This window comes from Nocardia sp. 852002-20019_SCH5090214 (assembly GCF_001665865.1).
In the GTDB taxonomy this organism is placed as follows: Bacteria; Actinomycetota; Actinomycetes; order Mycobacteriales; family Mycobacteriaceae; genus Nocardia; species Nocardia nova.
Genome location: NZ_LZMK01000128.1, coordinates 1 through 14951, shown reverse-complemented (window position 1 = coordinate 14951; position 14951 = coordinate 1). Strand labels below are relative to the sequence as shown.

Below are 14951 nucleotides of genomic sequence, written 5' to 3'. Positions count from 1 at the left end.
GCGTCAGCGCTGCGGCGGAATCGGCGCGGGAGCCGCGCCCGGCAGCGGCGCCGGGGTGGAACGCCCGGAACTCGGCGGCGGCACCGGAGCCTGGCCGTCGATCAGCACATCGCCCTTGGCCGATCCGGTGATCGTCGCGAAACCGTCCTGAGAGCCCTTGCCCACCAGGCAGTTCAGCTTGTGGCTGCCGACCAGCCAGCTGCGGGCGTCGAGGTTGTCCCAGAAGATGGTCAGCGTCTTGTTGATCAGCGCGTCCTGGCCACCGAGGTAATCGCCTGCGGCGCGGCCACATTCGTCCTGCATGAACTTGTCCTGATCGGCGTTCGCCGGCGGGCCGCCGTTGAAGTGGGTGCCGAGATCCACCGTCGACATCACCTCGTAGGCGTGCGGCTGGCCGCAGGGGACCGGTTCGTTGGTCGGCAGGTTCTGATTGATGCCGATGCAGGTGCCCGGATCGAAGACGCGGGACTGGTCGCTGTCGCGCACCCGGCCCACGGTCTGCTGTGTGGCGTTGCCCGTGGCGCTCACCAACTGCAGCCCGCACCGGATGGTCCGATCGCCGTTGCGCCAGCCCGGTTCACCCGGGTTGACCATGCCGACCACGAATCGCCCGCGCGGGTCGAGCCGGCCACCGAGGTAGGCGGCCGCGGCCGATGCGCAGTGTTCGTCGCGCAGTTCGCCGAAGCGCAGCGAATCGGGGAAGGCCGAGCCCGGCCCGAATTCGCGACCCGGATATTTGCTCAGGTCGATGTCGGCGGTGACCTCGAACAGATGTTTGTCGGCGCAGTTGACCTTGGTCAGATCCAGGGTTTTGGTGCTGGTCCAGGTGAGGCAGTCGCCGGTCTTGGCGGCGCCGAAGGCGGCGTCGGCACGACCCGCGGGCGGTTTGCCCGATCCGGGATCGTGCACCTCCAGTCCGTGCGAACTGCGAAACCCCGAGATGGACAGCGTCACCAGCGCCGCCACCACAGCACCGACGGCGACCGCGAGCAATCCCCACCGCAGCCGATGCGGATGCAACGCCTTGCCATCCTGCCCCAGGCGTTTCCCGGCGCCCGGCAACGGGCGGCGACGTTTGGCCCCGGCACGCCTGCGGCGAGGCATGTCGGATTCTTCGTTTCCCGGTTCCGGCGCCGCTGGCGCCCCATCGTCGGAGGACATCGCCGTCCATCATGGCAGGCCCCGTGCGAGGCCTGCCACGATCGGTTCGGATTTCACCGGATCCTCAGAAAATGCGGTGGACACCTCCCACTAGGCTGATTGCCCATGATCGACCTCCGATTCCTGCGCGAGAATCCCGAAGCGGTCCGTGCCTCGCAGCGTGCCCGCGGTGAGGACCCGGCGCTGGTGGATGCCCTGCTCGAGGCGGATGCCGCCCGCCGCGCCGCGGTCGCGACGGCGGACAACCTGCGCGCCGAACAGAAGGCGCTGGGTAAGAAGGTCGGCAAGGCGTCCCCCGACGAGCGTGCGACGCTGCTGGCGCATGCGCAGGAGTTGTCGGCGAAGGTGAAGGAGGCCGAGGCCGCCGAGAACGCCGCCGACGCCGAACTCGACACCGCCCACCGCGCGATCTCGAACGTCGTGCAGGAGGGCGCGCCCGCGGGCGGCGAGGACGACTTCGTGCTGCTCGAAACAGTGGGCACGCCCACCGAATTCGACTTCTCCCCGCGCGATCATCTCGACCTGGGCGAGGCGCTCGGACTGATCGATATGGAACGTGGCGCCAAGGTCTCGGGCGCGCGCTTCTACTTCCTGACCGGCTACGGCGCCCTGCTGCAACTGGGCCTGCTTCAGCTGGCCGCCCAGCGCGCGGTCGCCAACGGTTTCACCATGATGATCCCGCCGGTGCTGGTGCGCCCGGAGATCATGGCCGGAACGGGCTTCCTGGGGCAGCATTCGGCCGAGGTCTACCACCTCGACGACGACGATCTGTACCTGGTCGGCACTTCGGAGGTCCCGCTGGCCGGCTACCACTCGGGCGAGATCCTCGACCTGAACGACGGGCCGAAGCGCTATGCCGGCTGGTCGTCGTGCTTCCGCCGCGAGGCCGGCAGTTACGGCAAGGACACCCGCGGCATCATCCGCGTGCACCAGTTCGACAAGGTCGAGATGTTCGTCTACTGCCGTCCCGAGGACGCCGACGCCGAACACCGCCGCCTGCTCGACTGGGAGAAGGAGATGCTCGCCGCGATCGAGGTCCCGTATCGGGTCATCGATGTGGCCGGCGGCGATCTCGGCAGCTCGGCCGCCCGCAAGTTCGACTGCGAGGCGTGGGTGCCGACCCAGCAGACCTATCGCGAACTCACCTCGACCTCGAACTGCACCACCTTCCAGGCCCGCCGCCTGTCGGTGCGCTACCGGGACGAGAACGGCAAGCCGCAGATCGCCGCGACCCTCAACGGCACCCTCGCGACCACGCGGTGGATCGTCGCGTTGCTGGAAAATCACCAGCAGGCCGACGGCTCGGTCCGGGTGCCCGCCGCACTGGTCCCGTTCGTGGGCCGCGAGGTGCTCGAGCCGCCGCGGTGATGATGGCGGCACCGCCGCGGTGATGATGGCGGCACCGCCGCGGTGACTTCGGCCTCGAATCCGGCGGTTGTCACTACTGCTATGCACCGCGTTGTCTAGGCTGGACGGCGTGCGAGGACTCGGGTCTCGCGGCGATACCCGCACGCAGGTTCGGGCGGCATCGGCGCTGGCGACGGCAATGGTCATGGCTCGGACCACCGGGGCGTTCTACGTCATGGGTGGGGTCCTGGGCCTGCTGATCACTGCCATCGCACCGGGAAACGAGGGCAACCGCCCGCTGGTCGGCTCGGCCGCAGCGGTCGCGCTGTTGCTCGGCGTGAGCCTGCTGATCTGGGGTCCTCGCCAGCCGCACTGGGTGCACCACGGGTATGTCGCGGTGGCGACGGTGCTGGTCACCATCGCCGTGCACTGGTTCCCGAATACGGTCGGCGCGATCACGCTCGCCGCCTTCTACGTCTTCGTCGCCGCGGATGCCGCGATCTTCTTCGCCTGGCGGCTGGCCGGGGCGCATGTGGCGTTCGCGGTCGTGCTCTGTCTGTGGGTGGTGCCGTCCCGGGGTCTGCCCTGGTGGTCGGGCATCATCCCGGCCGGAATCACGGTCGGCGTCGGCATCGTGGTCGGCATCCTCACCCGGATGGCCTCGGACGCCGATATCGACACACTCACCGGGCTGTTGAACCGCCGCGGTTTCGATCGCGCGCTCAACAGCGCCATCGGACATGCCGGGCGTACCGGTCAGGGACTCGCGTTGGTTCTGGTCGACCTGGACCGGTTCCAGAAGATCAACGATCATCTCGGCCATCGCGCCGGCGATGCCGTGCTGCAGCGCGTCGGCGACACCTGGTCGAAGCTGCTGGGCCCGGATCAGCTGCTGGCCCGATACGGCGGCGACGCGTTCGCGCTGCTGTTGCCCAACACCACCGAACAGGCCGCGATTCTGCTGACCGAACAGCTGCGTGCCGCGGTCACCACGGGATGTTCGGCGGGTGTCACCTCCTGGCAGCCCGGCGAGTCCGGCTCGCTGCTGGTCAGTCGTGCCGATGTCGGCCTGTACCGGGCCAAGCAGGCCGGGCGCAATCGCACGGTGCTGGAATCGTCGCGGCAGCTGCCGCTGGCGGTCGAACTGCGCGAGGCCATCGATACCGGCGCGTTGGACGTGCACTACCAGCCCATCGTGAGCCTCGGTGAGGACGGCGCCCAGGCGGTCGGTGTGGAGGCGCTGCTGCGCTGGTCGTCCAACGCCCAGCCCGACGTCACCACCGAGGGGCTGATCCGGGTAGCCGAGGAATACGACCTGATCTCCGACCTCGACGAACTGGTCCTGCGGCGTGCGTGTGCGGATGCGGCCCGGCTGCAGGAGACCTTCGCCCAGCTCGATCTGACCTTGAACGTCAACGTCAGCGGTCTCGAATTGGCCGAGACCAACTACGCCGACCGGGTCTCCGGCATCCTCGCCGACACCGGCTGGCCCGCCGACCAGCTCGTCCTCGAGGTCACCGAGAGCGAATTGGCCGCCGAATCCCAGACCGCCATCGCGAATCTGCACCAATTGCGCGACAGCGGCGTTCGTATCGCCATCGACGACTTCGGCACCGGCTACTCCTCGCTGAGCCGGTTGGCCACCATCCCCAGCGACATCCTCAAGGTCGACCAGTCCTTCGTCGCCGCGATCCGTTCCGATTCGCCCGCGCCGCCGCTGCTGGGAGTGATTGCGGCGCTGAGCAAGTCGCTGGATCTGCAGGTGATCGCCGAGGGTGTGGAAACCGAGTACCAGGCGGCGGTGCTGACCGAACTCGGCTTCGCGCTCGCCCAGGGCTATCACTACAGCGATTCGCATCCGGTCTCCGAGCTGATCAGCGATATGAACTCCAACCGCGGCCTGGTCGGCGCCGGGACGACCGATCGGGATTTCGCCGCCAAGGGCTGGGTCCCGGTGGACAACAACGGCTTCGACCCGGAGGGCCTGGGCCATCGGGGCTGACCCGGACCGCCGGGCGATTCGGGTCGCGGCATCGGCTCGCCCGGACCAACTACCGTGGCGGATATGACCGCAGTCCGCGAACGAACCGACGTGCGGCGCTGGATCGGTGTCCTGCTCGGCCTGTGCTGCGGCGCCGGTGTGGCGGTCCAGGCGCGAATCAACGGTGATCTCGGCGATCGGCTGAACGACGGAATCGCCGCGGCCGTCATCAGTTTCGGCTCCGGACTGCTGCTGCTCCTTCTCGTCAGCGGTTTCAGCGGGCGAATGCGTACCGGCCTGGCCGCGATCCGCCGTTCGGTGCACGCCGGCCGGTTGCGGTGGTGGCATCTGCTCGGGGGATTGTGCGGTGCGTTCTTCGTTGCCTGCCAAGGCTTGTCCGTGGCGACGATCGGCGTCACCGCCTTCACCATCGCCGTGGTCGCGGGTCAGTTGACCAGCGGACTCGTCGTGGACCGTCTGGGTGTGGGACCGGCCGGCGTGACGCCCGTGACGCCGGTCCGACTCGGTGCGGCGGTACTCGCGGTCGGTGCGGTCTGTGTCGCCGCCCTGGGCCGCTCCGGCGGCGAATCCGGGGCCGGTGGAGGTGCGGCCTATCTGCTGATCGCGCTGCCCGCTCTGGCGGGCCTCGGTCTCGCGTGGCAACAGGCGGTCAACGGGCGGCTGGCGACCGTCGGCGGGCCCGTGCCGGCCACCACGATCAACTTCGCGACCGGAACCGTGGGCCTGCTGGTGGTGGAGGCGGCGCAGCTCGCTCGGATCGGCTGGCCCACCGGCTTTCCCACCGAACCGTGGCTCTATCTCGGCGGGGCGATCGGGGTCTTCTTCATCGCGGTGGCGGCGCTGATCGTGCGCTGGATCGGAGTGCTCCTGTTCGGCCTGACCTCGGTGTCCGGCCAGCTCCTCGGTTCGGTGGTCCTGGATGTCGTCGCGCCGACGGGCACCCGGCTGTCGACGCTGACCGTCGTCGGCTGCGGACTGACGTTGCTCGCCGCCGCCATAGGCGTCCTCGGGCAGGGCCGCGCAGAACCGGACTGACGGCGATATCGGCGCGCTGCCGCACCAATCAGCGCGCCCGGTCGCTCAGGGCCGGAAGGCGCGAAGTGTGAGCTCCACCAGCGCGTCGGCGTACGCGTCGTCGAGCGGCCCGTACCGCAGCAACCACCGCTGATACACCGGGGCATACAGCATTTCGAGCATCAGATCGAGGTCGGCATCCGCCCGGACCTGCCCCGCCGCCTGCGCGCTGCGTAACCGCTCCTTCTTGGCCTCGTCGACGGGACGCCGCAACTGCCGGTCGTACTGTGCGGCCAGTTCAGGATCGTTGATGATCTCGGTGTTGAGCGCCCGCACCGGTTTCTCGAAGTCCGCATCGGCGAATTCCGCGACCGTCGCTCGCATCACGAGTTTCAGATCCGCTTCGATATCCCCGGTGTCCGGCAGCGAGATGTCCTGCCCGTCGGTTTCGCTCAGGTGCAGGAACGATTCGAAGATCACCGCGCCTTTGGACGGCCACCAGCGATAGATCGTCTGTTTACCGACCCCCGCGCGCGCGGCGATCGCCTCGATCGAGACCTTCCGATACCCGACCTCGGAGATCAACTCGCGTGTGGCCGCCAGAATCGCCCGCCGTGACGTCTCGCTGCGCCGGGTGCTGTCGGGTTCGGGTTTCGCGGTAGTGGACACGCGGTCGACCCTAGCATTTCTACCGAGACGAGACGGTTCGTGTTGACAAGTCGAGACGCGATCACCACACTTGCTCAAGACGAGACGGACCGTCTCATGATGAGAGGATGTGGATATGACCACCGGTAAGACCTGGTTCATCACCGGCGCTTCCCGTGGGCTGGGGCGTGCGTTCACCGAGGCCGCCTTGTATGCCGGTGATCGAGTGGTCGCGGCCGCTCGTGACGTCGAACCGCTACGGGAATCCGCTGTCGCACATACGGATCGGCTGTTTCCGCTCAGCGTGGACGTGTCGGATCGCCGGGCCGTATTCGAGGCCGTCGAGCAGGCCGTTGCGCTGGTCGGCGAGCTCGACGTCGTGGTGAACAACGCGGGCGGCATGCTCTACGGCATGGTCGAGGAGGCGACCGAGGACCAGATCCGCGCGCATCTGGACGTCAACTTCTTCGGCGCGGTGTGGGTGGTCCAAGCCGTGCTGCCGCGGCTGCGCGCACAGGGTCACGGCCGCATCCTGCAGGTCACCTCGATGGGAACCGCCGGCGGTATGGCCGCCGTCGGCTACTACGGCGCCGGGAAGGCGGCGCTGGCCTCACTGACCGAAGCGCTGGCGATGGAGGTCGAACCCTTCGGAATCAAGGTCACCAACCTGGAGATGGGCGGTTACGACACCGGCCTGTTCACCGCGGGAACGACCGCCACCGCGGCCCTGCCGCACTACGAACCACTGCGCGAAGAACTCGCACGCATGTGGGGCGACGAATCCGGTCCGGCGCCGAGTTCGGCAGCGCCGGTGATCATGAAACTGGTCGAACTGGAGGATCCGCCGCGACGTCTGATCGTGGGCGGCAACTCGTTCGATCAGGTCGCCGACCTCTATGCGGCGCGCTCCGACGGTTATCGAGCCTGGGAGTCGCTCAGCCGATTGGCCCCAGGCTGATGGGCGGACGGGTGAACTATTCGTGCAAACCTGAGCCGTCCGTGCGGAAATCCGCTCAGTCGTCCTGGGTTTGCACGAATAGTTCGCCCTTGTTCACAACTTGCGGGAACGAAGTTCGTGCCCCTTGGACGTCTTGCACCGCCCGGTCTCCAGATCCCACTGCCAGCCGTGCAGATTACAGGTGAGGGTATTGCCTTCCACCACACCGAATTTCGATAGATCCGCCTTGAGGTGCGGGCATCGGCGCTGCACCTCCCACCCGGCCAGCTCACACGAGGCGGAATCGTCGTGCGCCTCGGCGAACCAGCCGTCGGCATAGGCGATGCGCTCGTCGGTGAGGCATTTGAAGAAGGTGTAGAGGAATTCGTTGTAGCCGCCGATTCGCCACGCCTGGAAGCGGGTGGACAGGAAGATGGTGTTCACCCAGTCCGGCTCGTTGTCGCGCAGCACGGTGCGCACCAGCTGCGGGGCGATGCGGAACCCGTAGCGGTACTTACCTTCTCCCTCGATCGGCCCGCGCACCAGCCGCTTCGGAAAGTCGAGGACCACGGTTTCCTCGCCCATCACCAGCCCGACCGGATAGCCGATACCGTCGCAGATCAGATCGCTCTGCGCCATGATCGGTTCGAACAGCTCCTTGAGCCGAGGCAGCAGCGGGGTACCGTCTTCGGTTGCCCAGGAAGCCTTTTCGCGCTCCAGCACCGGTGCCATGCGCTGCGCCATCCGCTCGATGTAGCCGGCCTTGTCGTCGTAGATCTCGGCCGGGTCGAACGGATGGGTCAGATCCAGTTCCTTACCCCGCACATCGGCGACCGAACCCGGAATCATCAGCACCCCACCGGAATTGCCGTGGATGCGCATCTGCTCCAGGAAGACCATCTGGTCCGGGAAGATATTGCCGTTGTCGGCGGAGTAGCGGTTCTCGCCGTCGTCGTTGAGGTAGCGCAGCTCGTCGTCGAGGAACACCGGCGGTCCGGCCGAGGGCACCACCCAGGTGGCCCCGACCTGCTCGATATAGCTGCGCGCACGATCCATCCCGCGCTGGCGCTTCTGCTTGCCGAAGTTCGCCTTGGTCTTGCTCGGGATGTCGTAGACCATCGGGTACCAGATGGCGCCCGAATACTGCAGCAGGTGGATGTCGATATGCCCGAACTGCTCGTGCAGGACGTCCATATCCACCGGCCGCGCGTCGTTCATGTTGAAGCACACGGTCTCGCGATCGGAGACGACCAGACCCGAATCACCGATCGGCCCGTCGGCCGGCGCCCGCAGCGCGATGATCATGATGTCCAGTTCGTGCCCGTCCCGGCCGGTGATCGTGTGCTTGACCGAGTTCTGGGTCTCGAAGAACGTGTGGAAGCCCAGCTTCTCCAGCTCGCGCTGCAGATCCGGCACCGGATAGTCCGGCAGCAGAACGGTGGCGTCCTTGTTCACGTGATCGAGCAGATTCTTCGCGTCGAAGTGGTCGCGGTGCAGGTGCGAGACGTAGAGGAAATCGCAGTTGCCCAGCTCGTCCCAGTCCAGCCCGGTGTTGTCCGGGAACGGGACCCACGACGCGAAATAGGCCGGATTGACCCACGGATCACAGAGGATCGTCCCGGCCGCGGTGCGGATGTGGAATCCGGCATGTCCGACGCTGGTGATCTGCACGAAGAAGTCCCTCCTGAACCCGGCTACCAGCCACCCAGGGTAGCGGTTGAACGGGCTTGTTCGGCCTCAGGGCCGCTATTGCCTCGGTCGTCGCACCGGCGCAGTGTAGAGGTGCACGGTGGCGCCACCGGGGCGCTGCCCCGAGTACGGAGGAAGGGACCGTGTACGCACGTTCTACGACTATTCAAGCCAATCTCTCCGCCATCGACGCCGGAATCGCGCATATGCGCGACGAGGTGATGCCGGCGCTGGAGGACATGCCCGGCTGTATCGGGATGTCGTTGCTGGTCGACCGCCGATCCGGTCGCTGCATCGCGACGAGCTCGTGGGAGTCCGAGGACATGATGCGCGAGAGCGCCGATCGGGTGCGCTCGCTGCGTGATCGCGCCGTGCAGGTGTTCGGTGCCGGCGAAGCGCGGGCCGAGCAGTGGGAGGTCGTGGCCATGCACCGTGACCATCGCACCCGCGCGGGCGCATGCGCCCAGCTGACATGGGCCAAGGCCGAGGGCGGGTTCGGCGCCGCGGTCGACACCTACAAGTCCGTGGTGGTCCCGCAGGTGGAGCAGATGCCGGGGTTCTGCAGCACGAGCCTGCTGGTCGATTGGGCCGGCGGGCGCGGCGTCGCATGCGAGACGTTCGACAGCTACGAGGCGATCGAACGCAACCGCGAACGACTCGCGACGTTGCGCCGCGAAGGCACCCGCCGAGCCGGCATCGATGTGCTCGATGTCGGAGATTTCGAGATCGCGCTCGCCCATCTGCGCGTCCCCGAACTGGTCTGAGGCGTTACCCCCGTTGTCAGGTCGGGATGTTGCGGTTACCGGGCTACCGCAACGTCTCAGCGCATCAGGCGGAAACGTCGCCGATGCAATATCCGCTATCGGTCGCCTTCACGGTGTATGTCCGTTCCTGCTGACTGCCGCCGGCCGTGACCGTGGCCGATATGGACAGATAAGTGCTGTTCAGAGCAGCGGAACTGAGCGACTGATCGGCGAAGGCGGTCGCGGTGGCGAGCTTGGCCGCATCGGTCGCCAGCGGCGGGCGCGATGTGCGTCCGGTGCCGTTCGGATCCCAGGCGGTGTCGGCGGTGCACACCAGAGGATGGGAGTTTTCCTGGTCCGCCGCGTCGATCGGATGTCCTGTCTGGCGTGACAGATAGCGCCGGACGGCGTGGCGGGCGTCGGCGGTCTGGGCCTCGCTGCCGGTGCCGAAACCGATCTCGGCGCCGGCGGGGTAGACCCGTGGGCAGGCGTATCCGGTGGCGATATCCGCTCGCTCGGCGACCACGGTCACGGCATCGGCGGTTCCGCTCGCCGACTTCCACACGAGGGCGGTGCCGTTGTCGCTGCCCGGCTGCGCCAGCGCCGACTCGATGGCCGACTTGTCGGAGTACATCGTCTTGACGTTGCGAGGAGCCATCGTCCAGCACCTGGCTTCCATATCCGCCGGAGTGAGTTGCCGCAGATCGTTCACCCAGCGGGTCATGGCCGCGGTGGCCTGCGGATCGGCCGTCACGAGGGCCACCGCGATCGCGGATTCGGGCGGCGCGGGGGTGGCCCGGGGCGCGGGAGCGGCGATACGGGAGGACGAGGGAGCGGCGAATTGCGTTGCCGCGGAAGAATTATCGGACTTGTGATAGTCGGTGCCCTCGATGCCGACCTGCGAATCACATCCGGCGAGGATGCCCGCGACCACGATCGCCAGACCGCCTGCCCGCGCCGCCGAGAGCCGCCTGCCGCGTCGCGCCGCGCGGCCGGTATGCAGCGCCACGCCCATACCCCCTCGTGGTTTCCGGCCGCCTGCACGCGATGCTGGACTGGGGCTTTCCACTGCGCTGAACCTCGTTTCCTGTGCGGCGGTCGGTAGCGAAAATGTGACAGCGACTACGCTAGCGGAATTGTGGAACCCGTATACCGGACGATCATCGGCCTGGCCCGGACCGTCTTCTTCGTACAGGGACTGAAATTCGACGTCACGGGGGCTGAGAACATCCCCGCGCAGGGCGGCGCGGTCATCGCGATCAACCACACCGGCTATATGGACTTCACCTACGCGGGCCTGCCTGCGCGGACGCCGAAGCGCTATATCCGGTTCATGGCGAAGAAGGAAGTCTTCGACAACTCGATCTCCGGGCCGATCATGCGCGTGCTGCGGCACATCCCGGTCGACCGCGCGGCCGGCGCGGACTCCTACAAGGCGGCCGTGGACTATCTGCGCCGCGGCGAACTGGTCGGGGTGTATCCCGAGGCGACCATCAGCCGCAGCTTCGAGATCAAGGAATTCAAGTCGGGTGCCGCCCGGATGGCCATCGAGGCCGGTGTCCCGATCATTCCGATGACGATCTGGGGTGCGCAGCGGGTCTGGACCAAGGGGCATCCGAAGCGCCTGGGCCGCACCAACACTCCCATCTCGATCGCCGTCGGCAAGCCCATCCTGCCGCCCGCCGAGGCGGACGAGAAGGCCGTCGCCGAACTCACCGAGACCGTGCGCTCGACCATGCAGGACATGCTGCTCGGCCTGCAGAAGGACTACACGCACGAGCCCGGCGCATATTGGGTGCCGGCCCGCTTGGGCGGCGGCGCACCGACGCTGGAGGAGGCCGACGCGATGGACGCCGCCGAGGCGAAGGCGAAAGCGGAGGCGCGCGCGGCACGTCGTGCCGCCGAAGCGGGAGATGCCGACTCCTGACGGCAGGATCGGCCCGGTAGTACCAGGAGTGTCACCGATGACGCGAGAGCCAGTTTTCGACGTCCTCACGGGATTGGTCCGCACCATCTTCTGGGCACAGGGCCTGAAGATCGACATCGTCGGCGGCGAGAACATCCCGCGCACCGGTGGTGCGGTCCTGGCCGTGAATCACACGGCCTACCTGGACTTCATGGAGGTCGGACTGGTCGGCCGCGAATCCGGCCGCAACGTCCGCTACATGATGAAGGCCGAACTCGAACACGGCATCGTCGGGTGGCTCATGAAGCACTGCAAGGCAATCGGCGTGGACCGCACCGCCGGCGCCGAGTCCTACTCCCGCGCCGTCACCGCCCTGCGCGACGGCGAAATCGTCGTCGTCTACCCCGAAGCCACCATCAGCCGCAGCTTCGAACTGAAGGAATTCAAATCCGGCGCCGCCCGCATGGCGATCGAAGCCGGCGTCCCCATCGTCCCCATGACGATCTGGGGCGCCCAACGCGTCTGGACCAAAGACATCCCGAAACAATTGGGCCGCAACAACTTCCCGATCAACATCCAGGTAGGCGAACCCATACCCCCCGCCGAACCCGCCGAAGACCTGACCGCCACCCTGCGTTCCAGCATGGAAAAACTGCTCGACGCGGCACAACGAGACTACGAAATGCCACCCGGCGCACGCTGGGTCCCCGCCCGACTGGGCGGTACCGCACCGACATTGGAGCAGGCGAAGGTACTGGAGCGCGAAGAGATGGAACGCCGCGCCGCCGCGAAAGCCAAACGCGCCCAAGGGTGAACGCGCTCCACCCGCCGCGATTCGAGTGGCTGCGCTACCGTGCCTATCTTGGTCGGCTATGGTCTGAAGCGCTCAAGGCGCAAACATAGTGATGTCATCCAGCGCATCTTCTGCCCGACCCGCCGTTGCCTCATCGTCCAGAAGCGCTCGCAGGGCAGGAACGACGCGCTCCTTGTCTATACCGCCGTGCAAACGGGCGAGGTGTCCGAGTGCCGTCGCAGCGACCGCGCGGATACGCCAGTCAGAACTGGCAAGCAGCTCCAGTGCCCGGTCGGTCACCCACCCCAAGTCGGGGTCGTGCAGTGCAAGCCGGAGGATGGCTTCACCGGCCGACTCCGATACTCCCGAGTCGATCATGCTCAGAGCGGTTTCGCGGTCGATAGGTTCCAGTCGTTGGTACGTGTTCATCGTGGTTTACCTTTTCTGTCGACGATACCTGCGTTCACCAGGGCGTTCTGCATGTCCGGGGTGAGCTGATCCCAGCTTCGCTGATGTCCGTGATAGATGCCCGATTCTGGGTGTGTTTCATCGAAAACATCGAATTCCCCAGTATTGGCGTCGTACCCGACTCGTCTGCTTGTTGTCGGCTTGATAAGCACCGAGTTCTCCAGTGTTTCCTGGCCATGGGTCGGCTCTGGTGCGGCGGTGCCGCGCTGGTCTTTTCCGTGCTTCGGCGACTTTTCATAGGTTAGCGCACCCGGTTTCCCGCTGGAGTCGATCTCCGCGCGCATTGCGATTATGACAGAGAGTCTGTCTATGGTTCGATTGAGTCCATCTGTCGGAACACTCTTGAATGCATCGACAACCCCCTTCGAACGGGCATCGAGGGAGGATAAGCCGAGAACAATCGGCATTGTGCTCGCCCGGTAAGCACTTTGGATCGCGTCCAGGGTGCCGTCGACGGACACTTTACTGCCGCGTGCTGCCATACTTTCCGAGAGTCCTACATCGAACAGGCGTCCTGAACGGCCATGTCGCGAAACGGCTTCGACGCCGACGCTCCCTTCGCTCAGATTGATCGTGTCGGCGCAGGCTGTGGCCAACGTTGTCGTTGCTTCGTAATAGTCGTGGATCGGCGGAGCCAGATAACCGGCGGCCAGTGAAACAAGTTGGGCGCTGGTCCTTATATCGTTGAGACGATGCTGGATTTCGTATCTATGTTTACTGTCGTCCATTCCCGTGAAGAGATCCGAGATCAGCATGATGTGATCGGCAGCGCCGGATATCGCTCGATTCTCAGCGAAGGCCTTCCATGTTTCATGAGCCTTCTGTAGTTTGTCCGCGTCCCCGTTGGGAATCATCCCGAAAGATTTGACAACCTTTCGAAACAGATCATCGAAAAAAGCCTTTGCACCGCCATTGTCGCCGAATCCGATCCCGCCGCCGCGTGCGGAAGGCGGCAAGACGACCTTGTATTCACTGACCTGACTGATATCCGGCTGGGGCGGAGGAGGATCTGATCGATTTGCGACGGCCCAGTTGTAGCCTTGGGCGTACAAGACAGCGCCGTAGTTGGTCAGTGCATTGGCCAGGCTGGCGCAGGCCTGCAAGGTGCTGCGGGCTGCCGCGTCGTATGCCTGTCCCCATTCCTTGCAGCCCGGAGCGTCCCCGGCCATTCCGTCGCACTGCCCTTTGGCGGCTTCGTGAACCGGTTTGTCTGCGGTGCGGATGCTTTCGGCCAAATTACGGCACTTGGCGGCTGCGTCGTAGTACGTCTCCCAGTCGAGGATCACCGCTGTCCGCTCTGCAGCATTCGCCAGTTGAGTTCCAGCGCGCGAGTGTAGGCGGCATGGGCCTCTTTGGCCGCGTCGCTCATATCCTTGACGCCTTCGACCAGTTCCCTCGCTCCGTTGATCCATTCGCGGTGTGCGTCGTCGTAGGCGCGGGCGGCCAGGCCTTCCCAGCCGGTGCCCTGCAAGCTCGCCACTCGCTGTTCGATATCCGACAGGTGGTCCTCGATGAAGCCTGCCAGCCCGGACAGGCGGGAGACGATGTGGTCCAGGTGTTCGAGGTCTACCGAGAATCGTGAGGGCACGTCAGGTCCAGTTCAGTCTCGGGATGTCCAGGGCCGCCGCACTGTTCGCGTCGACCGACCGGAATGTCTCCGCCGTCACGCCGAGTTTGTCGGCCAAGGTGGCGAGGGCCTGGAAGATCTGTCGGCCGCCGTCGTGGACCTCGGTCCAGCCTTCGGAGAACTCGTCGGCGTAGTCGCCGGTCCAGCTGTCGGACAGCAATTCCGAAACATCTTTGGCTGCGGAATCCAATGCATTGTGCAGTGTTTCGGCCAAACCGTAGATGTAGATGCCCACATCGCGTACCCGTTCGGGCGCAACGGTGAAATCTTGGCCGGGACCTGGCGAATTCCCCCCACTATCGCTCATGCCCCGATGCTATGTGAGAGCCCATCGATGGTCCAGGTGGCGGTCGGCCGCTGCCCGGGATGCCGAGTCCGCCGCGGGCGACCGCGACGGGACTGTGGGGATCAGCTCGGGTCGGACCCGCGGATGGCGGCGAACCAGGTGGCGGTGGCGGCGGCTACCACTGTCGCTCCGGCGAAGGCGGGGACGCCGCCGCCGGCGACATATATCCAGAACAGGCCGGCGAAGGGGGCGACGACGGCGAACTGGGCGTCGAGGAGCAGGCGGCGGCCCAGGCGGGTGGACGCGGCGGCGTGGGAGGGGCCGTCGGGG

General features: G+C 66.2%; 15 protein-coding genes and 1 pseudogene. 7 read left to right on the top strand and 9 right to left on the bottom strand.

What is annotated here, in order from left to right:
• Window positions 1-3 precede the first annotated feature (3 nt).
• Entirely contained in the window at window positions 4-1161 is a 1158-nt protein-coding gene (locus A5780_RS11105) for a septum formation family protein (protein WP_369829518.1), read from the bottom strand.
• A gap of 105 nt (window positions 1162-1266) precedes the next feature.
• Here A5780_RS11105 and serS point away from each other — a divergent pair, with 105 nt between their 5' ends.
• From serS to A5780_RS11090, 3 genes are all read left to right on the top strand, one after another.
• The gene (gene serS / locus A5780_RS11100) at window positions 1267-2529 is read left to right on the top strand and encodes a serine--tRNA ligase (RefSeq protein WP_064908366.1); all 1263 of its coding nucleotides are present in this window, start codon (window positions 1267-1269) and stop codon (window positions 2527-2529) included.
• Between the two features lie 109 nt (window positions 2530-2638).
• Window positions 2639-4510, top strand: a complete 1872-nt coding sequence (locus A5780_RS11095) for a bifunctional diguanylate cyclase/phosphodiesterase (RefSeq protein WP_227463015.1) — start codon at window positions 2639-2641, stop codon at window positions 4508-4510.
• A 63-nt stretch (window positions 4511-4573) separates the two neighbouring features.
• On the top strand, window positions 4574-5545 hold the full coding sequence (locus A5780_RS11090) for a DMT family transporter (RefSeq protein ID WP_064908382.1): 972 nt from the start codon (window positions 4574-4576) through the stop codon (window positions 5543-5545).
• A 45-nt stretch (window positions 5546-5590) separates the two neighbouring features.
• On the opposite strand, the gene A5780_RS11085 is transcribed toward A5780_RS11090, so the two are convergent.
• Entirely contained in the window at window positions 5591-6193 is a 603-nt protein-coding gene (locus A5780_RS11085; RefSeq protein WP_064908365.1) for a TetR/AcrR family transcriptional regulator, read from the bottom strand.
• 115 nt (window positions 6194-6308) lie between these two features.
• Here A5780_RS11085 and A5780_RS11080 point away from each other — a divergent pair, with 115 nt between their 5' ends.
• Entirely contained in the window at window positions 6309-7130 is an 822-nt protein-coding gene (locus A5780_RS11080) for an SDR family NAD(P)-dependent oxidoreductase (protein ID WP_064908364.1), read from the top strand.
• Window positions 7131-7223: 93 nt separating this feature from the next.
• Here the strand turns inward: A5780_RS11080 and A5780_RS11075 are convergent, their stop codons facing one another.
• Complete coding sequence (locus A5780_RS11075) at window positions 7224-8780, bottom strand: Rieske 2Fe-2S domain-containing protein (protein ID WP_063016441.1); 1557 nt, start codon at window positions 8778-8780, stop codon at window positions 7224-7226.
• Between the two features lie 161 nt (window positions 8781-8941).
• Between A5780_RS11075 and A5780_RS11070 the strand changes: the two genes are divergently transcribed.
• The gene (locus A5780_RS11070) at window positions 8942-9562 is read left to right on the top strand and encodes a hypothetical protein (protein WP_064902467.1); all 621 of its coding nucleotides are present in this window, start codon (window positions 8942-8944) and stop codon (window positions 9560-9562) included.
• Window positions 9563-9626: 64 nt separating this feature from the next.
• Here the strand turns inward: A5780_RS11070 and A5780_RS11065 are convergent, their stop codons facing one another.
• Window positions 9627-10556 (bottom strand): hypothetical protein, encoded by a 930-nt coding sequence (locus tag A5780_RS11065; protein WP_064908363.1) that lies wholly within the window; start codon window positions 10554-10556, stop codon window positions 9627-9629.
• A 123-nt stretch (window positions 10557-10679) separates the two neighbouring features.
• On the opposite strand from A5780_RS11065, the gene A5780_RS11060 reads away from it, so the two are divergent.
• Both A5780_RS11060 and A5780_RS11055 read left to right on the top strand, forming a co-directional pair.
• Window positions 10680-11468, top strand: coding sequence for a 1-acyl-sn-glycerol-3-phosphate acyltransferase (locus A5780_RS11060; RefSeq protein WP_063016435.1), 789 nt, complete (start codon window positions 10680-10682; stop codon window positions 11466-11468).
• Window positions 11469-11505: 37 nt separating this feature from the next.
• Window positions 11506-12261, top strand: a complete 756-nt coding sequence (locus A5780_RS11055) for a 1-acyl-sn-glycerol-3-phosphate acyltransferase (protein WP_064902465.1) — start codon at window positions 11506-11508, stop codon at window positions 12259-12261.
• 72 nt (window positions 12262-12333) lie between these two features.
• On the opposite strand, the gene A5780_RS11050 is transcribed toward A5780_RS11055, so the two are convergent.
• From A5780_RS11050 to A5780_RS40815, 5 genes and pseudogenes are all read right to left on the bottom strand, one after another.
• Complete coding sequence (locus A5780_RS11050) at window positions 12334-12669, bottom strand: hypothetical protein (protein WP_064902464.1); 336 nt, start codon at window positions 12667-12669, stop codon at window positions 12334-12336.
• On the bottom strand, window positions 12666-13994 hold the full coding sequence (locus A5780_RS39885; RefSeq protein WP_156769442.1) for a hypothetical protein: 1329 nt from the start codon (window positions 13992-13994) through the stop codon (window positions 12666-12668). The genes A5780_RS11050 and A5780_RS39885 overlap by 4 nt, the downstream gene beginning before the upstream one ends.
• The gene (locus A5780_RS11045; RefSeq protein ID WP_064902463.1) at window positions 13991-14296 is read right to left on the bottom strand and encodes a WXG100 family type VII secretion target; all 306 of its coding nucleotides are present in this window, start codon (window positions 14294-14296) and stop codon (window positions 13991-13993) included. Before A5780_RS11045 ends, A5780_RS39885 begins: the two co-directional genes overlap by 4 nt.
• Before the next feature lies 1 nt (window position 14297).
• Window positions 14298-14642 carry a WXG100 family type VII secretion target gene (locus A5780_RS11040; RefSeq protein ID WP_064908362.1) on the bottom strand — a complete coding sequence of 115 codons (345 nt, stop codon included), beginning with the start codon at window positions 14640-14642 and terminating at the stop codon, window positions 14298-14300.
• A 101-nt stretch (window positions 14643-14743) separates the two neighbouring features.
• Window positions 14744-14951 (bottom strand): annotated as a pseudogene (locus A5780_RS40815) (hypothetical protein); the annotation flags it as partial.

Coding starts and splice junctions, on each gene's coding strand:
- A5780_RS11105 (WP_369829518.1), bottom strand. CDS start 1,161: ATGTCCTCCGACGATGGGGCGCCAGCGGCGCCGGAACCGGGAAACGAA.
- serS (WP_064908366.1), top strand. CDS start 1,267: ATGATCGACCTCCGATTCCTGCGCGAGAATCCCGAAGCGGTCCGTGCC.
- A5780_RS11090 (WP_064908382.1), top strand. CDS start 4,574: ATGACCGCAGTCCGCGAACGAACCGACGTGCGGCGCTGGATCGGTGTC.
- A5780_RS11080 (WP_064908364.1), top strand. CDS start 6,309: ATGACCACCGGTAAGACCTGGTTCATCACCGGCGCTTCCCGTGGGCTG.
- A5780_RS11065 (WP_064908363.1), bottom strand. CDS start 10,556: ATGGGCGTGGCGCTGCATACCGGCCGCGCGGCGCGACGCGGCAGGCGG.
- A5780_RS11055 (WP_064902465.1), top strand. CDS start 11,506: ATGACGCGAGAGCCAGTTTTCGACGTCCTCACGGGATTGGTCCGCACC.
- A5780_RS11050 (WP_064902464.1), bottom strand. CDS start 12,669: ATGAACACGTACCAACGACTGGAACCTATCGACCGCGAAACCGCTCTG.
- A5780_RS11040 (WP_064908362.1), bottom strand. CDS start 14,642: ATGAGCGATAGTGGGGGGAATTCGCCAGGTCCCGGCCAAGATTTCACC.